We start from the raw sequence: 20,603 nt of genomic DNA, 5'->3' as shown, positions 1-20,603 counted from the left end.
CGATCAGTGGGCCAGCGTGTCCGGCCCCACCGGCGGCTCGGGAGCCGCCTCGTTGAACTTGCCTTCGCCCTGCGGCGGCGAGGTCACCTCGCCATCGAGAGCCAGCCGGAGCACCTCGTCCATCGAGGAAACCAGATGCACGTCCAGGACGTCCAACACCTCTTGGGGGATGTCCTCGAGGTCCTTCTCGTTCTCGTTGGGAAGGATGACCTCCGTAATGCCGGCGCGGAAGGCACCTAGAACCTTATCCTTGATTCCGCCCACAGGCAAGACCTTGCCCCGCAGGGTGATCTCGCCGGTCATCGCAATGTCCTTGCGAACGGGTACCTGGGTGAGGGCCGAGACCAACGCCGTCGCCATGGTGATGCCGGCGGACGGGCCGTCCTTCGGGATCGCCCCTTCAGGTACGTGGATGTGCAGGTCGTAGATTTCGTTGAACTCCGTGTCCACCCCCAGAATCTCTGCCCGGCTGCGCAGGTAGGAGACCGCAGCCCGGGCGGATTCCTGCATCACGTCGCCCAGCTTGCCGGTGAGGATCAATTTGCCTTTGCCTTTCATCAGGCCGATCTCGGTCTCCAGCAGTTCGCCGCCGGCCTGGGTCCAGGCGAGGCCGGTACAGACGCCGACTTCGGACTCTTCTGCCTTGCGGCGGGGGCGGTGCTTGGGCTTGCCCAGCAACTCGCCGATGGTCTCCGGCGCCACTTCCATCTCCAGCTCTTCGCCCTCCTGGACCACCCGGCGGGCGAGCTTGCGGCAAACGGAACCGATCTCTCGTTCGAGGTTGCGGACTCCCGCCTCGCGAGTGTAGCCCTCGGACAATACCCGCAACGCCTCGTCCTCGAAGGTCACCTGGTCGGCCGACAGGCCGTGAGCTTCGAGCTGCTTGGGCACCAGGAATTGCTTGGCGATGGCCAGTTTCTCGTTCAGCGTGTAGCCGGAGAGCTGGATCACTTCCATGCGGTCCAGGAGCGGCGCCGGGATGGGGTGCGAAACGTTGGCCGTGGCAATGAACATCACCTTCGAAAGGTCGTATTCGACGTCCAGGTAGTGGTCGACGAAGGCGTCGTTCTGCTCCGGATCGAGCACTTCGAGAAGCGCTGACGACGGATCGCCGCGGAAGTCCATCGACATCTTGTCGATCTCGTCGAGCAGGAAGACCGGATTCAATGTACTGGCCTTCTTCATCATCTGGATGATCTGCCCCGGGAAGGCGCCGATATAGGTACGGCGGTGACCGCGGATCTCCGCTTCGTCCCGTACGCCGCCCAGAGACAGGCGCACAAATTTGCGCGACATCGCCCGGGCGATGGATTTGGCGAGGGACGATTTGCCGACGCCCGGCGGTCCGACGAAGCAGATGATCGAACTCTTGGTCTGGCCGACCAGTTGGCGGACGGCCAGGAACTCCAGAATCCGCTCCTTGATCTTTTCCAGCCCGTAGTGGTCCTCGTCGAGAATCTGCTCGGCCTGGTCCAGGTCTTTCTGCTCGCGGCTCTTTTTCTTCCACGGCACGCTGACCAGCCAGTCGATGTAGTTGCGCGACACGGTGGCCTCGGCGGACACCGGCGGCATCGACTCCAGGCGCTTGAGCTCCTGCTCGGCCTTCTCCAGCGCCTCCTTCGGCAGACCGGCGTTCTCGATCTTCTCCTTGAGTTCCGCCACCTCGTCGCCGCGATCGTCCTTGCGCCCCAGTTCCTGGTGGATCGCCTTGATCTTCTCGTTGAGGTAGTACTCTTTCTGGGCCTTCTCCATCTGCTTCTTGACCTTGACGTTGATCCGCTTGTCGAGATTGATCTTCTCGATCTCGACGTCCAGCAGATCGTGCAGGCGCTGCAGACGCTCGTAGGGGTTGACCAGTTCCAGCAGGGACTGCTTCTCCGTGGTGGCGACCATCAGGTGCGCCGACAGCATGTCCGCGAAGCGGTCCGGATCATCGACCTTCAAGGTCGACATCAGGCCTTCGAAGGCCAGATGGTGCGACATCTTGGCGTACTGCTCGAAGGCCGACAGCACCTTGGTGATGTACATCTGGAGTTCTTCGCTCGCCGGGAAGTCTCCGGCCAAGGTCTCCACCTCGACCCACATCGCGCCGTCTTCCTCGAAGACGTCGAGCACTCGGCCGCGGCGCACCCCTTCGACCATCACCTTGACGTTGCCGTTGGGCAGCTTCAAGTTCTGGATCACCGACGCCATCACACCGATCTCGAAGATGTCGTCGCGCACCGGCTCGTCGATTTTCGGGTCTTTCTGAGCGACCAGGAAGATCTGCTTGGCGGAGGTCGCCAGGGTCTGCTCCAGGGCTCGCACGGAGCTTTCCCGGCCGACGATGAAAGGCGCCATCATGTGGGGGAAGACCACCATGTCCCGCAGCGGGACGAGCGGCAGCTTCTCGACTTGGGTCTGAACGAAAGTTGAAGCCATGTAGGGGGTCCGGCGGGAGGGCGGGGCGCGTGGGAAAGCGCCCCTCGCTCAGCCGGCCTTCTTCAAGAGGGTGAGGGGATCGACGCTACGCGCGACGACGTCTTCGTTGATCATGCACTTCTTGATGTCGCGCTGCGAAGGAACGGTGTACATCAAATCCAACATCAACTCTTCGAGGATGATGCGCAGGCCACGGGCGCCAACGTTGCGCTTGATCGCCTCTTGAGCGATCGCCTGGAGCGCGCCGTCGGTGAACTCCAGCTCCACGCCTTCGAACTCGAAGATGGTCTGGTACTGCTTGAGCAGGCTGTTCTTGGGCTCTTTCAGAATTCGCACCAAGGCGTGCTCGTCGAGCTGCTCCAGGGTCGCCACCACCGGCAGGCGGCCGACGAACTCCGGGATCAGTCCAAATTTGATCAGGTCTTCCGGCAGCACGTGCTGCAACAGGCGACCGGCGGGCTCTTCCTTGGCCGACTTGACGTCGGCGCCGAAACCCAGGCTCTTCTCATTCATGCGACGGCCGATCTGCTCTTCCATGCCGACGAAGGCGCCGCCGCAGATGAACAGGATGTTGGTCGTGTCGATTTGCAGGAACTCCTGGTGCGGGTGCTTGCGGCCGCCCTGCGGCGGCACATTGCACTGGGTACCTTCGAGGATTTTCAACAGCGCCTGCTGGACGCCCTCGCCGGAGACGTCGCGGGTGATCGACGGGTTATCGCCCTTGCGGCAGATCTTGTCCACCTCGTCAATGTAGACGATGCCCCGCTGGGTCTTCTCTTTGTCGTTTCCGGAGGCCTGGTAGAGCTTGAGGATGATGTTTTCGACATCCTCACCCACGTAGCCGGCTTCGGTCAGAGTGGTGGCGTCGGCGATGGTGAAGGGCACCGAGAGCAGCTTGGCCAGCGTCTGGGCCAGCAGGGTTTTGCCGGTGCCCGTCGGGCCGATCAGCAGGATGTTCGACTTGTGCAGTTCCACCTCGCTGTGGGCCTTCTCGGCAAAGTCGATGCGCTTGTAGTGGTTGTAGACGGCGACGGCCAGCTTTTTCTTGGCCTGTTCCTGTCCGATCACGTAGTCGTCGAGGAGGGCCTTGATCTCCTGGGGCTTGGGCAGGGTGGTGTCCTGCTGCTGCTCCAACATCCGATCCTCGGCGATGATGTCGAGGCAGATGTCGACGCACTCGTCGCAAATAAATACCGTCGGCCCGGCGATCAGCTTCTTGACCTCGCGCTGGCTCTTATTGCAGAACGAGCACCTCAGAACCTCGTCGCCGCTGTCTTTCTTCGGCATGTCTCCTCCGGTGTCGGATCGGCGGATTCATCCACCCACAGAAAATGCATCGATGGCGAAACCGCACCTCCAGCCGATGGTACGGGCGATCCCGTTTGGCGTCAACCTTGATGGCGCGGATCGGCTGGGTGTTGCGGCAAGACTTGAACGGGCCCTTCCGGCCCGTTCGGATGCTCGAAAATCTCTCCGCCGTGGCGCCCTCTATAACAAGGTGCCCCCCACGGGTATTTCCGGGGCGGCGATCAGTCCTGAGCCTTCGGCCCGTCCGGGCGCAAGGTCATCACCCGATCCACCAGGCCGTACTCCACCGCCTCGTCGGCGCTGAGAATCCTGTCCCGCTCGGTGTCCTCGTGGATCTTCTCCTTGCTCTGGCCGGTATGCTGGGCCAGCAGCTCGTCCAATCGATCGCGGATCGACAGCATGTCCTTGGCGTGGATCTCAATGTCTGTCTGCTGGCCGCCGATGCCCTGCACCCAGGGCTGGTGAATGAGCACCCGGCTGTTCGGCAAGATGGTCCGCTTGCCCGGCGTACCGGCCGCCAGCAGCACCGCCGCGAAGGACGCCGCCTGGCCCGTGCAATAGGTCGCCACATCCGGCTTGATGTACTGCATGGTGTCGTAGATAGCGAAGCCGGCGGTGGTGACACCGCCGGGCGAGTTGATGTACAGGGAAATGTCCTTCTCGGGATTCTCGGCCTCGAGGAAGAGCATCTGGGCGATCATCAGGCTTGCCACTTCATCGTCGATCGCCCGGCCCAAAAAGATGATGTTGTCCTTGAGCAAGCGCGAGTAAATATCGAAGGCGCGCTCGCCCCGGTTGGTCTGCTCCACCACCATCGGAATCAGCATGTCTTAAAAGTACCTTCCCTTCGCGGTAGGTCGACCTTCCGTGGTCGAACTCCTGGTCGTTTTACCTTCTCATGACTCAAAGTTTCCAAGTCATCTGGTTCGACGCGCAGACTGCCCAAATCGTGGGTAGCAGCCTGCTTCCGAGCCCAGAGGGCTCGGCGGCGGGCGCTTGCCCGCCGAGGACGGGGGTGAGGCCGAAAAATCGCACTTTTCGGCCGAGGGGGGCGTTCTGCACCCCTAAGATTCGTCGCCCAATAGGCTGCGCACCGTGCGCTCCCGGCGGAGCTGGCGAATCAAGCCCTCCATCCGGCCGTCGCGCTCGAAGGCGGCGCGCAGGGACTCCGCCCGCTCGCCCTGTACCCGGGCGATGGTCGCCAGCGCGGCGTCCACCCGGTCCGGCCCGACCTCGATCTCTTTCACCTCGGCGATGCGGTCCAGAATCAAGCGCTCCTGCACCCGCTGCTCCGCCTGTGGGCGGGCCTGATCGCCCATTTCCTGCCAGTTGAGGCCGGCGTTCTCGAGATCCACCCCGCGGCGCTGCAGCTCGCCGGCGTAGTCGCGCAGCACGAGCTGGATCTCGTGATCGACCACGCCCACAGGCAGCTCCATCGGGTGGCGCGCCCGAAGCTGCTCCCGCAGGGCCTGGTGGCGTGCGCGGTCGCTCGCCTCGGTCTTCTGTCGTCGCACGCCGGCGATGACCTCTTCTTTGAGGGCGTCCACGGTTTCGAACTCGCCGACTTTGGCGGCGAATTCATCGTCGAGCTCCGGTAGGTCGCGCTCTTCGACGGAGACCACTTCCACTTCAAAGCTCCGCACCCGCGCCTCGTCGCCTTCCCCCTCGGGACGGCTGAAGGAGCCGCGCTGGCCCACCGCCAGGCCGGTGAGGGCGAGAGACAGCTCTTCCCAGATCTGTTCGTTGCCGATCTCGACCTCGATCTCTTGCGCTTCGGAAGCGATCTCTGGGGCCTCTTCCCCACCCGCCGCTTCCGTCGCTTCGGACTCCGCGTTTTCGGTCACCTCTTCAATCATCGTCTTGACTTTGTCGCCGCGCGCCGCCGGCCGCTCCACGGTCACCCAGTCGGCGACCTGCCGGCGGATATTGTCAAGGGCCTCGGTGACCTCCGCCTCGCTCGGCTCCTCGTCGCGCTCCGGCAGGTCGAAGTCTTCCAGGCTGCCCAACTCGAACTCCGGCCGCACCTCGATCGACGCCTTGAAAATGAAAGGCTCGCCGGCAACGAATTCGCCGACCTCATCGACATGCGGCGCCGCCAAGCCGTCCAGGTCGCTCTCCTTCTCCGCCGCCTCCCAGGCCTTGGGGATGATCCGCTCGATGACCTCCTGACGGATGTCGTCCTTGAAGCGCTGGCGCACCACACCGGCCGGGATCTTGCCCTGCCGGAAGCCCGGCAGCTTGGCGCGCTTGCCGAGATCCGCCACCACTTTGCCGACCTCTCGGTCGACCGTCGCGGCGGGCACCTCGATATGGAGCTGCTTCTTACAGGGTCCAACGGTTTCGATGGCGAGAACGGTCATCGCGAGCTACCTCTCGGGCTTTGAACGGAAGGACTTGAGAAAAATGGGGACTGAGCTGGTGCGAAAGGGGGGACTCGAACCCCCAACCCGTTTCCGGGACTAGATCCTAAGTCTAGCGCGTATACCAATTCCGCCACTTTCGCCGACCCGAAGCGAAACATCGCCACCGGTCCGCGCCCTTCCGTCTACCGTCGGAAAGACGCTTCGCCCCTCACCATCGCACTTCTGAGGAGTGACTATGACCGGATCGGTACCGACAAATGATTGGTGAGCCGCCAGGGACTCGAACCCCGAACCCGCAGATTAAGAGTCTGCTGCTCTGCCAGTTGAGCTAGCGGCCCAATGAGGCGTCAATATACCCAAAGCCCCGGAGGGTGGCAAGCTGAATCGCCGCGAATCGGCGGCCTCAGCCACCCTGCACGAACTGCACGATCTCCAGGCGATCTCCCTCATCCAATGAGGTCGCCCCGTACTCCGTCCGCGGCAGGATCAAACCGTTGTACTCCACCGCCACCGCCCGCGGGTGGCGATCCAGCTCTGCGAGGAGGTCCGCGACGGTCGCACCGATCGCGATTTGGCGCGCTGCGCCGTTGACGGTGATGGACAAGAGGCTCGCCGTGGGGCTTGACTCGCTCATAGGAGGCACCAGAACCGCTGACGACCCAAAGATATTTCCAAAGTTCCCGACACCACGGCGAACCGGTCAGAGATCGGCTAGGTCCCGTAGCTGGAGAATCTTCGCATGCGCGCGAGCCGCTCAGGCGAGCCGGGCCCTCAGGCCCGTCTCGGGGCGGCCCGCGCAGGGGTGTGGCCCCAAGAACCGCGTTTCTTGCGTCTCTTAGGGGCGGAGGGCTTGAAAAGCCCCCCGAAAACTAAAGAAGCTGTTTCAACTCCGCGCGGCCAATAGAGCTGGAAGCGGTGATGATCAACGCCGCCGTGCCCCGACTCAAGGCGGGAATTTCGAATTCGAGGCGCAGGGCTCCTTCGCCGTCGGTGCTGCCGCTCGCCAGGGTCTTGGGCTCGTCGACGGTGGAGATCATCTTGACCGCCACCTCGGCGCCACCGATCGGCCGCGCCCCCTTGCTCGACTGGGCCCGCAACGCGACGGACGCCGCCTGCCCGAGCATCAGGCTCAGTTCGTCTTCCAGTTCGAGCTGTAGGTGCTCCTGATCCGCCTCGCTCGTCAGGTACTCCAGGATCACCTGATCGAGGGTCTGTTCGGCCCGCCCCTCGGCTTCGGCCTCTTTCGTCTCTTCCTCCGGTGTGTCCGAGTGGGTCGCGTCGCCCTCGTCGATTTCGACCTTGGCCACTTCTTCCTTCGGGAGATCGTCCGGCGAAACGATCACCGGCCCGCTCGACCGGCTGCCGCCTCGTAGGGCGGCCAGCTTGTCGTCGAGGCGACCGCTTCGGATGGCGGCGATCATGGTCCGGTGCTGCCGGTCCATCAGCGAGACGATCGCCTCCTTGCCCTGGTCGATCAGCTCGCCGTACTCGGCGCGGCGCGACGCCAGCACCTGACCACCAAAGTAGACCAGGCTCTCAATGCGGGGATTGTTCTCGCCCTTGTCCTCGGTCTGGACGTGGAGCACCACGTCGCCGTGGCGCACGTCGGTGTTGTAGCCGGTGATCACCGCGCGAGGCTCACAGAGGAACGGGGTTCGACGACGAGGGCATTCATACCGGGATCAACACTGCATAAAAGACACAAACGCACCACCAGAGAAACCGGTGGCCGCGGTCAGGGGCCGATCTCCGCCGATGCGAGACGACTCCCGGCAACGGATACCGCAACTCACCGACCGAAACGTTGAGGCCGAATCTTACGGCCGAGGCGACGGACAATCAAGATCGGCCCACCGCCCGCGCCTCGACGGATGAGTCGGTTGGCCGGCCCTTGACGCGCATGAGACAATCTTTGCGCGGTTTCCCCAGTGCCCTTCGAGGAGGGCTTCCAGGAGACGTTCCGGGAGATGAAAGCGAAGCGGGGAGCCGTCTCCGATTCACGCGCGTTCCTTTCGGGCCGACGGAGGAGCCGCGGACCAAAATCGCAAATTCGAATCCGAGGAGAGAGATATGGCTGAGCCTACCGCTCATGAGACAGCTGAACGGACGTTGGTGCACTACGAGGTCAAGGAGGGCGTCGCCTACCTGACCCTCGACGATCCGCCGGCCAACACCTACACCCACGAGATGATGCGGGAGTTGGACGACTGCATTCTGCGCGCCCGTTTCGACCACGATGTTTACGTCATCGTGCTGCGCGGTATGGGCCAGAAGTTCTTCTGCGCCGGCGCCAACATCAGCATGCTGCAAAACGCCGAGCCGCGCTTCAAGTACTACTTTTGCCTGCACGCCAACGAGACCTTAAACCGCCTGGAGCAAACCCCCAAGCTGGTGATCGCGGCCTTGAACGGCCACACCGTCGGCGGCGGCCTGGAGATCGCCATGGCGGCGGACATGCGCATCGCCAAAAAGGACGCCGGCCGGGTCGGCCTGCCGGAGATCAACCTCGGCGTGCTGCCGGGCACCGGCGGCACCCAGCGCCTGGCGCGGCTCATCGGCAAGAGCCAGTCCATCGAGCTGATGGTCACCGGCGACCTGTTGACCTTCGAGCAGGCCGAGGACGCCGGCATCGTCAACCGGATCTTCAGCGCCGACGACTTCGACGCCGAGATCCACGACTTCGCCAAGAGCTTCTGCCCGCCGAATCGCGCCTCGAAGGCCGTCGGCCGGATCAAGCGTTCGGTGCAGAGCGGCGCCGAGGTGCCCTTTGAGAGCGGCCTGGCGATTGAGCGCGAACTCCAGCAGCAGCTGTTCGAGAGTTCCGACGCCACGGAAGGCCTCGACGCCTACGTCGAGAAGCGCAAGCCCTCTTTCTCGGGCCGTTGATGGAACGAGAGATCGTTCTGGCGGCGCCGGTCCGTACCCCCATCGGGCGGTTCGGCGGCGCCCTGGCCGCTCTGTCCGCCGCCGATCTCGGGTCGGCGGCGGCGAGTGCCTGCCTCACCCGCGCCGGTCTCGAACCCGCCGCCGTCGATCAAGCGATCTTCGGCCACGGGCGGCAGGCCGGCGGCGGGCCCAACACGGCGCGCCAGATCGGCTACCGCGCCGGCCTGCCGGTGGAGCGACCGGCCTTCACCTTGAACCAGGCCTGCGGTTCCGGCCTGCAGTCGGTGTTCGCCGCGGCGCGGGCCATCCGCCTGGGCGAAGCCCGGGTGGTGCTGGCCGGCGGCACCGAGAGCATGTCCAACACGCCCTACATGCTGCCGCGGGCGCGCTGGGGCTACCGCCTCGGCCACGCCGAATTGACCGATGGCATGTACCGCGACGGCTTCAACGACCCGCTCTCCGGTCTGGTGATGGGCGAAACCGCCGAGGAATTGGCGGACGAGCAGGGGATCGACCGCGCGGCGGCGGACCGCTGGGCCGCCGGCAGCCAGCAACGCTGCGAGGCCGCCCGAGAGCGCGGACGCTTCGTGCGGGAAATCGCGCCGGTGGAGGTCCCCGGCCGCCAGGCGACGACGGTGATCTCTGCGGACGAGCACCCGCGGGACGGGGTGACGGCGCAATCCCTGGCCCGCCTGAAGCCGGTGTTCCGCGACGGCGGCACGGTCACCGCCGGCAACGCATCGGGGATCACCGACGGCGCCGCCGCATTGATCGTGGCTTCGGCCGAAGCGGCGGAGGAGCATGGCCTGGAACCGGTCGCCCGGCTGGTCGGCGGGTCGGTGGTCGGGGTCGAGCCGCGCATCATGGGCATCGGCCCGGTGCCGGCGGTGGCTCAACTGCTCGATCGGCACGGCCTCGGAACCTCGGACATCGAAGAGATGGAGCTCAACGAGGCCTTCGCCAGCCAGGTGCTGGCCTGCCTCGGAGGCATCGACATCGATCCCGAGCGCGTCAATCCGGACGGCGGCGCCATCGCCCTCGGCCACCCGATCGGCGCGACCGGCGCTCGCCTTCTCGTCACTCTGCTCCACGGCATGGCCGAGCGGGACCGGCGGCGCGGTATCGCGACCCTGTGCGTCTCTGGCGGCATGGGTCTCGCGGCCCTGGTAGAACGGTTCTGATGTGCTGGACCGGCTCGTGAGCGCAACCGTCGGGAAACCGATCGTCGTCGCCGGCTCGAACAACGCCGAAGCGCGCCGGAACGTGGAGGCGCTGCGCACCCTTGGGGTGCCGGCGGAAGACATCCGGCTGCTGTTGCCGACGGACGCGGCGGAGGCTCGCGAGACGGTGCTCGGCGCCCGCGGCCTGCTGGTGGGCGGCGGCAACGACTTGGAGCCGCACCACTACAGCGAGGACCTGATGCCGGACTCGCGGGTGAAGACCGAGCCGGAGCGCGATCGGCTCGACCTCGAATCCCTGGCCGGCGCCCGGGACGCCCGGGTGCCCACCTGGTGTATCTGTCGGGGCCTTCAGTCTTTGAACGTGTTCCTGGGCGGCACCCTGTGGCAGGACATCCCCACCCAGCGCGGCGGCCCGCCGGTACACGAAGTGGAACATCCCCTCGACGCCCTGGCCCACGAAGTGCTGGTCGAAGAGCCGGACACCGCCACCGGCCGGATCCTCGGCCGCGAGCCGGCGTGGGTCAACAGTCGCCATCACCAGGCGATCAAGGATCTCGCGACGGGCCTGGTGGGCGTCGCCCGCTCGCCGGACGGATTGATCGAGGCGGTCGAAGGTAGCGCCAGCGGCCCGGCCGGCGATTGGTGGGTGCGAGCCGTCCAGTGGCACCCGGAAGACCTCCTGGCATTGCCTCAACAGCGCACACTGTGGGATGAGTTTCTGAAGGCAGCGGACGACTCGGGGGAATCACCGTGACGCCCTCGCCCGAGAAATCGGCCGCCATCGCCCTCGAATGGACCGGCCCGGTGGCGACCCTGGAACTCCGGCGCCCGCCGCTCCATATTCTCGACCTTGCCACGCTGGGCGAGATGGACACCGCCCTGGCCTCCCTCGCCGGTGCCGATTCCGCGCCGCAGGTACTGGTGGTCCAGGCCAGCGGCGAGCGCGCTTTTTCCGCCGGGGTGGCGGTGCAGGACCACACGCCGGATCGCATCGAGGAAATGCTCGCGACCTTTCACGGCGCGCTGCACCGGCTGCGGGCGCTGCCGGCGGTCTCGATCGCCGCGGTACGCGGCGCTTGCCTCGGCGGCGGCATGGAACTGGCCGCCTCCTGTGACCTGGTGGTGGCGACGGAGGACGCGGTCTTTGGCCAACCGGAGATCCGCCTGGGATGCTTTCCGCCCTGGGCGGCAGCCCTCTATCCGCCGCGCATCGGCACCCACCGCACCCTCGAACTGCTGCTCACGGGCCGCACTCTGAACGCTACGGAAGCCCACCGCTGGGGCCTGATCAACCGACTGGTGCCGACGGCGGATCTGCCGGCGGCGGTGGCCGAGCTGACCGCTGAGATCACCGCCATGAGCGCCGCGGTCACCCCTCTCGTCAAGCGCGCCGTGCGCACGACGGAAGGGAACTTCGCCCACGCCGTCGGTGAGAGCGAGCGGTTGTATCTGGAAGAACTAGCCCGGTGCGAGGACATGCACGAAGGCATCGCCGCTTTTATGGAGAAACGGGCACCGGACTGGAAGCACCGCTGACCGCGACGGCCACCGGGCTCATCTCTCGACTCTCAAGAGCACCCCATTCAAAAACCATCGGACTGGACGGAGGAGATATCCCATGGAGAAGACCCTGCTCGAAGAACAGCACGGACGGGTGATGGTGTTGACCATCAACCGGCCGGACAAACTGAACGCCCTCAACCAACAGGTGCGCGACGAGATGATGGAAGCCGTCGAGCGCCTCGAGGCGGACGATTCCGTCGGCGTGGTGGTGATCACCGGCGCCGGCGAAAAGTCCTTTGTGGCCGGCGCCGACATCGGCGAGTTCGAGGGGCGCTCCCCCTTCGATCAGCGCCACGCCATGCGCAGTCCCCGCATCTTCGACGTAATGCAGAGTTTCTCGAAGCCGGTGATCGCGATGGTCAACGGCTTCTGTCTCGGCGGCGGCTGTGAGCTCGCCATGTCCTGTGATCTGCGGGTCGCCTCGGACAAGGCGCGCTTCGGCCAGCCGGAGATCAACCTCGGCCTGATCCCCGGCGGCGGTGGCACCCAGCGCATGCCGCGACTGGTCGGCCTCGGTCAGACCATGCGCATGATGCTCACCGGCGACATGATCCCGGCGGCGGAAGCCCACTCCATCGGCCTGGTCGAAATGGTGTTCCCAGCGGACGAGCTGCGGGAGAAGACCCTGGAGCTGGCCGCCAAGATCGCCTCGAAAAGCCCGCTCACCTTGCGCATCGCCAAGGAGGCCGTGCACGCCGCGGCGCAGTTCCCGCTCAATGACGGCATTCGCTACGAGCGCGACCTGTTCTGCCTCGCTTTCTCAACGGAGGACAAGGCCGAGGGCGTAGACGCTTTCCTGAACAAGCGGCCGGCCGCCTGGCAAGGACGGTGACTCATTTTCGAGCGGGGCTGGGCGCCCGGACGCGGGACCGCCCCCTCGACTCACCGACTCGTTGCGCCTCGAAATTCGAGGCTCTCGGCGTAAAGAATCCGCGGATTACCCCGCCGCTCGGCGGAGGTTCGACCGCCTGAATTTTTTTCAAAGTGGCTCCCGGCGCGCTCCAGCCGTCTCTCGGCGCGCCGGGTAGCGCGCGAGAAACGCCGCCGGTTATCCCCTCGCACGAATATTTTCCACCCGGATGGAACCGGGCCGAGAGAAACCGAAAACGTCGCAAACCATAACATTTACAAATCTACACTACTGCCAATTTAGATTAGCGCAGATGCCGTTAAGGCCTCGCTCATTGGGGAAAATTGGCATATAATTCCGCCGGTGTTGGGATTGAAGATTTTCTTGTTGGGCTGTTCTGAAACGAACGGACCGCTGCCCCGTCCGAAGTGGATCCTGGAGATTTCTCGATGAGGCTCCAGACTCGTGTATTCGGAACGTCGTTCTTGCTGGTGACGATCGGGTTCTTGGGCGTCCTTGTAAGTTCTTACATTTCCTCCTTCCCACTGCGAATCTTTTTCTTGGCGGCGCTCGCCCTGGGCATCGCCGGCGTGATTGCCTGGGCCGTTTCCCGGGATCTTTCCCGGCCGCTCCGCCAGCTTTCGGAAATGACAGAAGAAATGGCCCACGCGGGCACCCGGCGGCGGGACTTCGGCGGCGTCCACGAACTGTCTCAGAGCATGCTCGACACACAGCAGATCCGAGAGATCGAGCACCTGCGCCAGGCTCTGCGCCACCTGGTTCACTCCTTCGAGCAATCCCAGACAGACCGCGAAAGCTCCTACGTAGAAGCGATCGGCGCGGTGGTGGCGGCGGTGGACGCTCGCGACCAGGAGACCAGTGGCCATTCCTTCCGGGTCGCCCAGTACGCCGTCGCCCTGGCGCGTTCCATGAACATCCACCGGCCGGACTTCCTGCGCGCTATCGAGTGGGGTGCGCTACTCCACGATGTCGGCAAGATCGCCGTGCCGGACGCCATCCTGCGCAAGGTCGGACCGCTGACCGAAGAGGAATGGCACATCATGCGCCAGCACGCCAACTGGGGCTACGAGATTCTCGCCGACGTGAAGTTCCTGAAGCCGGCCCTGTCGGTGGTCTACAGCCACCACGAACGGTGGGACGGCGCCGGCTATCCGCGTGGCCTGTCGGGCGAAGAAATCCCCTTGACGGCGCGCATCTTCGCCGTGGTCGATACCTACGATGCGATCACCTCGGAGCGGCCCTATCGGCGCGCCAAGGGCCACAAGGAGGCGATCGAGGAATTGGAGCGGGTGGCCGGTTCGCAGCTCGACCCGGATGTTGTGGAGGTGTTCGTTCAGATCCCGGAGGTCGAACTGCGCCGGCTGCGCAGCCTGCGCGGCAGTGTTGATTTGCGGTTGCCGAGCGACCGGCACCCCGGTGACCTGCGCGACGACCAACAGAAGGTCGGGTAAATGGGGGCTGCTGAAGCGCCTAGCGCATGATTTCAGCAGCCCTTTTGCTGATGGTCTCTAGGCCCGGACGCGGCCTGCCCCTCACCCGCAAGCTCTGCTTTCGGGCTCACCCCGTCCTCGGCGGCTCCGCCGCCGCCTCACCCTCCGGGTTCGGGACCTAGTTGCAAAGGTTCTGGCTCAACCGAGATTCTGCAAAGTATGGTGGTCGCTAGGGAATGCCGTGGCGGCGGCGCTTTTCCCACAGTGCCTTGCGGCTGATGCCGAGCATTTCGGCCGCACGCCCCTGATGGCCGCGGGTGTGGGCCAGGGCGCGCAGGATCTCTTCCTTCTCCACTTCCGCCAAGGACCGGGGACGGGCCGACGCCGGGGCTTCCGGGGCCAGCACCGAGCCGGAGGTATTCACTACCAGCGAGCGCTCCAGGACATTGCGCAGCTCGGTCAGATTTCCCGGCCAGGGATGGCCGGTCATCCACGACAGAGCCTGGCGGTCGAGGTCGATGTCCGGCGACCGGCCCAGACGGATTGCTAGATCCGCCAGCAGCGCTTCGGCCAAGTGCGGAATCTCGTCGCGCCGGTCGCGCAGCGGCGGCACCTCGTAAGACACCACCGCCAGCCGGTAGTAGAGATCCGAGCGGAAGGCCCCGCCCTCGACCCGCCGCGGCAGATCCGATCCACCGATCGCCACAAAGCGCACGTCGGCCGCCTGTTCCTCGCCTCCGAGACGCGAGAAGACTCCCTCCGCCACCACCCGCAGCAGCTTGGGCTGCACGCTCTGGGGAAGGCTCTCCACCCGATCGAGCACCAGCGTGCCGCCGGCGGCCCGGCCGAGGCGGCCGGGGGAATCGCTCACCGCGCCGGTGAAGGCGCCGGCACGATAGCCGAACAATTCGCTGTCGAAGAGATCCGGAGGAATAGCGCCGCAGTCGACCTCGACCAGTGGCCCCTGCGGTCGGCCACCGGCCCGGTGGAGGGCGCGGGCCAAGGTCGAGCGGCCGCTACCGGCCTCGCCAAGGAGCAGCACCGGGGCGAGCACCCCGGCAACCTTTTCGATGCCGACCAGTTGCCGGCGCAGGGCCGGAGAGGTGGCGAGCAGGGTGGCGAGGTCGGGGCTCAATCTCCGTTGGGGAAATCGCCGTCGGCGGCCGCGGTGCCGGCTTGGGTGAAGTCCGCGGTGACCTCCGGAGCGTCGTTCCAGAGATTCTCGAGGCCGTAGTAGCGCCGGCTCTCGTCGAGGAAGACGTTGACCACCAGCGACCCGAAGTCGAGCAAAACCCAGGCGCTGGCGCGCAGGCCCTCGACGTGGAGAGCGCGAACTCCGTGCGACCGCAGAGCCCCTTCCACCGCTTCTGCGATGGCTTGCACCTGGCGTTCGTTGGTGCCACTACAGAGCATGAAGTAGTCCGTGAAACCGCTCACCTCGGACAGGTCGAGCACCCGCAGATCGGCCGCCTGGCGGTCTTCCGCCGCCGCGACGGCGAGGGCAACGCGAGCGCTGACGTCGGGAACCTCTGGCTTGCCGGACCGGCCGGTCTGGGCGTTGGATTCGGACGGGGATTCGGATGGGCTGGCTGTTTTCATCGGTAGAGCTTGTATTTCTCAATGAATCGTAGCACCTGCTCAGGGATCCAGCCGTCCGGCAACTCATCGCCGGTGGCCAGCCGATCCCGCAGGTCGGTCGAAGAAATCGGTCGCGGCCGGTCCGCCACGAAGTCGATCCGCTGACGGTCCATCAACCGCCGCAATTCCGCCGGCAATTCACCCCGCAGGGCTTCCGGCTCCCAGCCGGGACGCACCAGCACGGCCAGGCGAATGCGTTCGATCAGTTCCCGCCAGCGCCTCCAGGTGGGCAATTCGGCGAACGAGTCGCTGCCGATCAACAGCACCAGCTCCGCCCCCGGCCAGCGGTCGGCGAAATGAGCCACCGTATCCACCGTGTAGGTTGGCCCCTCGCCCAGGAGTTCGTGGTCTGACACCCATAGGTCCGGCTCGTCGAGCAAAGCCAGTTCGACCATCGCGTAGCGCATCAGCGCCGGTGCAAAGCGCCGCTTCGGCTTGTGCGGCGGTCGCGCCGTCGGCAGAAAGATCACGCGCTCCAGGCCGAGGCGGCGGCGGGCATCGAGAATCGGATCGAGGTGGCCGCGATGGACCGGGTCGAAGCTGCCTCCGAAGAGGCCGATGCGCCCCTTCAAGAATCCTCTCCGCGCGGCGGACCAAGGGGCGACCACTCCACCGTTTCCTCGCTATCCTCCGCTCCTTCGGCGCGCTTCGCCTCGGCCAGGCGTCGGGCGAGTTCCCGCAACGCCACGGCCAAGCCTTCGCCGGTCACCGAACTGATCTCGAAGTACGGCGCTCCGCGTTCGGCGGCGGCGGCGCGCAGCCCCTGACGGCGCTCCGGCAGGCCTGCATCCGCCTTGCTGCCAACGATCAGCCGGGGGCGATCCAGTAGCTCCTGGCGAAAGGCGCCTAGCTCCTTTTCGATCGCCTCCAGGTCGTCCGCCACATCGCCTTCAATGGTGGAGAGATCGACCAGGTGCAGGAGCACCCGGCAGCGCTCCACGTGCCGCAGGAAGCGATATCCCAAGCCCGCACCTTCGGAGGCACCCTCGATCAGTCCCGGCAGATCGGCGATCACGAAAGGATCGGCCATGACGTCCGAGGCGACCACTCCGAGTTGCGGCACCAAAGTGGTGAAGGGATAATCCGCGATCTTGGGGCGCGCCGCCGTCACTCGGCTGATGAAGGTCGACTTGCCGGCATTCGGCAAGCCCACCACACCGACGTCGGCGATCAGCTTGAGTTCCAGCCGCAGTTCCCGCTCTTCGCCCGGGAATCCCGGCTCGGCGCGCCGCGGCGCGCGGTTGGTCGCGGTGGCGAAGCGGGCGTTGCCGCGGCCACCGTCGCCGCCGGCGGCAACCTCCAATCGCTCCCCCTCGGCCAGCAGTTCACCGAGCAGCTTGCCGCTCTCGATGTCCCAGGCCTGAGTACCGCAGGGAACCAGGATCACCGTGTCCGCGCCGCTTCGGCCGGTCTTGTCGGAACCCTCGCCGTGGCGCCCGCGCTCGGCGGCCCACCGGTACTTGCCACGCAGGGGGAAAAGGGTATTCATGCCGGCGTCCGCTCGCAGCCACACGGAACCGCCCTTGCCCCCATCACCACCGGCCGGCCCGCCCTTCGGCACGAACTTCTCGCGCCGAAAAGCAACACAGCCCGATCCTCCGCGCCCACCCAGGACGCGGATTTTCGCTTCGTCGAGAAAAATCAAGGAATTCTAGAGAAGGAGATCGTACTACCAGGGTACCAACGCCGGCCGGCAGTTCACTCCGAGCCCTACGGGCGAGGCGGCGGCGGAGCCGCCATGGACGGGGTGAGCCCGCAGGGCGAGGGGGCGCCCGGCCCCCTGAGAAGAACGGAGTAGCGGCGTTGCTGAAATCATACGCGAAGCGCTATTTCAGCGACCCGCTACTCGCCAAGGCGGACGTGCACGACCTTGCCGTGGCGCCCACGATCCTGGAATTCGACGGTTCCAGGGGCCATGGCGAACAGCGTGTCGTCGTTGCCACGGCCAACGTTCTCACCCGCTTTGAAGGGGGTTCCCCGCTGGCGCAGGATGATCTGCCCGCTCTTGATGGCCTGGCCGCCGTAGATCTTGACGCCCAGGTTCTTCGGATTCGAATCGCGGCCGTTGCGGCTCGATCCCTGCCCTTTCTTATGTGCCATCTGTCACTCCTTTCGCGCCGCCGCCGCGTGGGCGGAGAGCCGGACGCGCGGCGTCAAGCCGAGATGTCGTCGATCCGCACCCGCAGGTAGTTCTGCCGGTGACCGTTGGTCCGCCGGTAGCCCTTGCGGCGCTTCATCTTGAAGACGCGGATCTTAGGGCCCCGCACCTGGTCGACAACGGACGCCTTGACAACGGCTCCGTCCACCACCGGTGTACCCACGGTGACGTCGCTTCCGTCGGACACCATCAGCACGCGGTCGAAGGACACGGAATCCTCGACCTCGGCCATCATCTCGATGTCGATCACATCGCCGGGCTCGACCCGGTATTGCTTTCCACCAGCTTCGATCAATGCATACATTGGGAACAAACTCCTAGGGACACACTCCTACGGCATTCCACAGCGTTGTGGACGGGAGAACGTATCACGGCCTCCCAGAGGGGTCAACGACCGGCCCACTGACTCCTCGGAGCGGCGCGGAGTCCGCTCGCTTTCGGAAGAGCCACCGGAAGTCTCACTTCACAGCCTAAAAACCGCCCTTCTAGAATTTCGAAAAGCACCATAAGTGACTACAAACAAGCGACTTAGGTTACAATGACGCCGTTCGGCGGCATCGGGGCGATGTCGCTGGTTTTGATTGTTTGAGGGGGATGTATCCATGCGCGAGAACTTGCTGACCTTCGCGGAGCCCACCCGTGGCCTCCGCGCCAAACCTTCACGGAAACCTTCACAAGACCCGACGAACGACCATCCGAGCTTCGAAACCCTGGGCCGGCTGGTGGCCGAAATCGCCCACGAGGCCCGCAATCCCTTGGCCTCAATCCTCGCCGGCCTGGAGGCCTGGACCGACGAGCCGGAGGCGCCCTTCGACCTGTACGGCGTTCGCATCCAGCGCGACGCTCGCCGTCTGGCGCTCCTGATGGACTGCTTGCTGGAACTCGCCCGTCCGAGCCGCCAGCGGCGCGAAGCGGTTGCGATGCGGAGCCTGGTGAAGGACGTCATCGCCACCGCCGACCTGGCGCTCCTGACGTCGCAGGTCGAGTTGCAACCGGAACTCTGCGTCGGCGACGCGGAAGTGGCAGGGGATCCGGCGGCGCTCCGGCGGATGATCCAGAACCTCCTGGACAATGCGATTCAGCACACGGCCATCGAGGCCGCGCCCGGCGAGCGGGTCGTGCGTCTCGCCCTTCGTGCCCAGGGTGGTTCGGTGGTGCTCTCGATTCAGGATCGGGGACCGGGCTTCGCGCCGGACGAACTCGCTCGCGCCTTCGAACCGTTCTTCAGCCGGCGACGGGGAGGTTCCGGCCTCGGCCTGTCGATCGTGCAGAAGGTGGTGGCCGAACACAAGGGCCAGATCGCCCTGCGCAACCGCAAGACCGGCGGCGCGGTGGCCCGGGTGACGCTGCCCGCGCACGGGTCCGCGGGGTGAGCGGCGAGTTGGGCAAACTCCTCCTGGTCGAAGACGAAGAGGATCTTCGGTTCGCCATCGCCCGGTTTCTCAGCCGACGCGGCTTCCAGGTCATCGAAGCCGGGCGGCTCTCGGAAGCGGCCGAGAAATTCCTCGAAGCGCGACCGGAGGTGGTGGTCGTCGACTATCGGCTGCCGGACGGCGACGGCCTGGCCCTGCTGCGTACCCTGCGCCGCCACGAGCCCGGCCTGGCGGCCATTGTATTGACCGGCGAGGCGACCATCCAGCTTGCGGTCGAGTCGATCAAGGAGGGTGCGCAGCAGTTTCTCGCCAAACCGGTGGAACTCGACACCCTGGCGACGATGGCCCGGCGGCTGGCCGACAGCCGCAAGGCGGAACGCGTCTACCAGGCCTCTCAACAGCGTGACCGGCGACAGGAAGTCGACCCCTTTGTCGGCACGAGCGCGGCGATCGAGCGCCTGAAGGAGGAAGCCTTCCAGGTGGCGGCGGTGCCGGTATCGGTGCTGATCCAGGGCGAAACCGGAACCGGCAAGGGAGTCCTGGCGCGCTGGCTGCACCAGAACGGACCGCGGCGGGACGAGCCGTGGGTCGACCTCAACTGCGCCGGTCTGTCCCGCCAACTCCTCGAGAGCGAACTGTTCGGTCATCAGAAAGGCGCCTTCACCGGCGCGGTGACCGCCAAACCGGGGCTGCTCGAGGTCGCCCACCGGGGCAGCCTGTTCCTCGACGAGATCGGGGACATGAGCCCCGAGGTCCAACCGCGGCTGCTCAAAGTTCTCGAAGAGAAGACCTTCCGCCGCCTCGGCGATGTGCGCCAGCGGCGGGCCGAAGTGCGGCTGATGGCCGCCACCCATCACGACCTGGAGGCGCGCTCGCAGACCGGCCACTTCCGGCTCGACCTCCTGTACCGCATCAACACCGTCCGACTGGTCGTTCCACCGCTGCGCCAGCGGCGGCAAGACATCGTCCAACTCGCCCGCAGCTTGAGCCGAAGCCTCGCTCAAGAGCTGGGCTGCAGCGCACCGGAACTCGAGCCGGAGGCCGAAGAGAAGCTCTTGGAGCATTCCTGGCCGGGCAACGTTCGCGAACTGCGCAACGTCATTGAGCGCACCCTACTCTTTGGCCGCATCCGTTCGATCGGTGCTGACGAGGTGGAACGCGCCATCGGCAACGGAGGCGGCGCGCAACCCGGATCGGAGGCGACGGCCGGACTGGCTTCGGGTCCCGTTCCCAGCCTCGTGGAAGCCGAGAAACGGCACATCCAGAACACCCTCCGACGGTTCTCCGGCGACGTCCGCGAGGCGGCTCGGGTGCTCGAAATCTCACGCAGCGGCCTCTACAAGAAGCTCCAGCGGCACGGCCTCTCGCCGCAGCAAGCCTGACGCGCGCCTAGCCCCTGCCAGTCTCCAAA

General features: G+C 65.6%; 20 protein-coding genes and 2 tRNA genes. 8 read left to right on the top strand and 14 right to left on the bottom strand.

Annotated elements, in window-relative coordinates; genetic code table 11:
• Positions 1 to 3 precede the first annotated feature (3 nt).
• From lon to AAF481_18075, 8 genes are all read right to left on the bottom strand, one after another.
• Positions 4 to 2,421 (bottom strand): endopeptidase La, encoded by a 2,418-nt coding sequence (lon, locus tag AAF481_18110; GenBank protein MEM7483090.1) that lies wholly within the window; start codon positions 2,419 to 2,421, stop codon positions 4 to 6.
• Between the two features lie 48 nt (positions 2,422 to 2,469).
• Entirely contained in the window at positions 2,470 to 3,708 is a 1,239-nt protein-coding gene (gene clpX, locus AAF481_18105; GenBank protein MEM7483089.1) for an ATP-dependent Clp protease ATP-binding subunit ClpX, read from the bottom strand.
• Positions 3,709 to 3,950: 242 nt separating this feature from the next.
• On the bottom strand, positions 3,951 to 4,556 hold the full coding sequence (locus AAF481_18100) for an ATP-dependent Clp protease proteolytic subunit (protein ID MEM7483088.1): 606 nt from the start codon (positions 4,554 to 4,556) through the stop codon (positions 3,951 to 3,953).
• 237 nt (positions 4,557 to 4,793) lie between these two features.
• Complete coding sequence (gene tig / locus AAF481_18095; GenBank protein ID MEM7483087.1) at positions 4,794 to 6,089, bottom strand: trigger factor; 1,296 nt, start codon at positions 6,087 to 6,089, stop codon at positions 4,794 to 4,796.
• 56 nt (positions 6,090 to 6,145) lie between these two features.
• Positions 6,146 to 6,232, bottom strand: a tRNA-Leu gene (locus AAF481_18090).
• 122 nt (positions 6,233 to 6,354) lie between these two features.
• Positions 6,355 to 6,430 (bottom strand) — tRNA-Lys (locus AAF481_18085).
• A gap of 65 nt (positions 6,431 to 6,495) precedes the next feature.
• Positions 6,496 to 6,726: a sulfur carrier protein ThiS gene (gene thiS / locus AAF481_18080; GenBank protein ID MEM7483086.1), complete on the bottom strand. Its 231-nt coding sequence runs from the start codon at positions 6,724 to 6,726 to the stop codon at positions 6,496 to 6,498.
• 235 nt (positions 6,727 to 6,961) lie between these two features.
• Positions 6,962 to 7,720, bottom strand: a complete 759-nt coding sequence (locus AAF481_18075) for a hypothetical protein (protein ID MEM7483085.1) — start codon at positions 7,718 to 7,720, stop codon at positions 6,962 to 6,964.
• 442 nt (positions 7,721 to 8,162) lie between these two features.
• Between AAF481_18075 and AAF481_18070 the strand changes: the two genes are divergently transcribed.
• From AAF481_18070 to AAF481_18045, 6 genes are all read left to right on the top strand, one after another.
• The gene (locus AAF481_18070; GenBank protein MEM7483084.1) at positions 8,163 to 8,978 is read left to right on the top strand and encodes an enoyl-CoA hydratase/isomerase family protein; all 816 of its coding nucleotides are present in this window, start codon (positions 8,163 to 8,165) and stop codon (positions 8,976 to 8,978) included.
• Positions 8,978 to 10,159 carry a thiolase family protein gene (locus AAF481_18065; GenBank protein ID MEM7483083.1) on the top strand — a complete coding sequence of 394 codons (1,182 nt, stop codon included), beginning with the start codon at positions 8,978 to 8,980 and terminating at the stop codon, positions 10,157 to 10,159. The genes AAF481_18070 and AAF481_18065 overlap by 1 nt, the downstream gene beginning before the upstream one ends.
• Positions 10,160 to 10,175: 16 nt before the next feature.
• Positions 10,176 to 10,913, top strand: a complete 738-nt coding sequence (locus tag AAF481_18060) for a gamma-glutamyl-gamma-aminobutyrate hydrolase family protein (protein MEM7483082.1) — start codon at positions 10,176 to 10,178, stop codon at positions 10,911 to 10,913.
• A complete protein-coding gene (locus AAF481_18055) occupies positions 10,910 to 11,695 on the top strand; it encodes an enoyl-CoA hydratase/isomerase family protein (GenBank protein ID MEM7483081.1) in 786 nt (261 codons plus the stop codon). The genes AAF481_18060 and AAF481_18055 overlap by 4 nt, the downstream gene beginning before the upstream one ends.
• Positions 11,696 to 11,777: 82 nt before the next feature.
• Positions 11,778 to 12,554 (top strand): enoyl-CoA hydratase-related protein, encoded by a 777-nt coding sequence (locus AAF481_18050; GenBank protein MEM7483080.1) that lies wholly within the window; start codon positions 11,778 to 11,780, stop codon positions 12,552 to 12,554.
• A gap of 467 nt (positions 12,555 to 13,021) precedes the next feature.
• A complete protein-coding gene (locus AAF481_18045) occupies positions 13,022 to 14,044 on the top strand; it encodes an HD-GYP domain-containing protein (GenBank protein ID MEM7483079.1) in 1,023 nt (340 codons plus the stop codon).
• Positions 14,045 to 14,252: 208 nt separating this feature from the next.
• On the opposite strand, the gene AAF481_18040 is transcribed toward AAF481_18045, so the two are convergent.
• From AAF481_18040 to rplU, 6 genes are all read right to left on the bottom strand, one after another.
• Positions 14,253 to 15,158, bottom strand: a complete 906-nt coding sequence (locus AAF481_18040) for a sigma 54-interacting transcriptional regulator (protein MEM7483078.1) — start codon at positions 15,156 to 15,158, stop codon at positions 14,253 to 14,255.
• Positions 15,155 to 15,622, bottom strand: coding sequence for a ribosome silencing factor (gene rsfS, locus AAF481_18035; protein MEM7483077.1), 468 nt, complete (start codon positions 15,620 to 15,622; stop codon positions 15,155 to 15,157). Before rsfS ends, AAF481_18040 begins: the two co-directional genes overlap by 4 nt.
• The gene (gene nadD / locus AAF481_18030) at positions 15,619 to 16,233 is read right to left on the bottom strand and encodes a nicotinate-nucleotide adenylyltransferase (GenBank protein ID MEM7483076.1); all 615 of its coding nucleotides are present in this window, start codon (positions 16,231 to 16,233) and stop codon (positions 15,619 to 15,621) included. Before nadD ends, rsfS begins: the two co-directional genes overlap by 4 nt.
• Positions 16,230 to 17,306, bottom strand: coding sequence for a GTPase ObgE (gene obgE, locus AAF481_18025; GenBank protein MEM7483075.1), 1,077 nt, complete (start codon positions 17,304 to 17,306; stop codon positions 16,230 to 16,232). The genes nadD and obgE overlap by 4 nt, the downstream gene beginning before the upstream one ends.
• A gap of 197 nt (positions 17,307 to 17,503) precedes the next feature.
• Positions 17,504 to 17,761 carry a 50S ribosomal protein L27 gene (gene rpmA, locus AAF481_18020; GenBank protein ID MEM7483074.1) on the bottom strand — a complete coding sequence of 86 codons (258 nt, stop codon included), beginning with the start codon at positions 17,759 to 17,761 and terminating at the stop codon, positions 17,504 to 17,506.
• 53 nt (positions 17,762 to 17,814) lie between these two features.
• A complete protein-coding gene (gene rplU, locus AAF481_18015) occupies positions 17,815 to 18,123 on the bottom strand; it encodes a 50S ribosomal protein L21 (protein ID MEM7483073.1) in 309 nt (102 codons plus the stop codon).
• Positions 18,124 to 18,421: 298 nt separating this feature from the next.
• On the opposite strand from rplU, the gene AAF481_18010 reads away from it, so the two are divergent.
• Complete coding sequence (locus AAF481_18010) at positions 18,422 to 19,192, top strand: HAMP domain-containing sensor histidine kinase (GenBank protein MEM7483072.1); 771 nt, start codon at positions 18,422 to 18,424, stop codon at positions 19,190 to 19,192.
• 8 nt (positions 19,193 to 19,200) lie between these two features.
• A complete protein-coding gene (locus AAF481_18005) occupies positions 19,201 to 20,574 on the top strand; it encodes a sigma-54 dependent transcriptional regulator (GenBank protein MEM7483071.1) in 1,374 nt (457 codons plus the stop codon).
• Positions 20,575 to 20,603: the final 29 nt, after the last annotated feature.

The organism is Acidobacteriota bacterium, assembly GCA_039030395.1.
Taxonomy (GTDB): domain Bacteria; phylum Acidobacteriota; class Thermoanaerobaculia; order Multivoradales; family JBCCEF01; genus JBCCEF01.
This window is presented reverse-complemented; position numbering and strand designations above follow the sequence as displayed.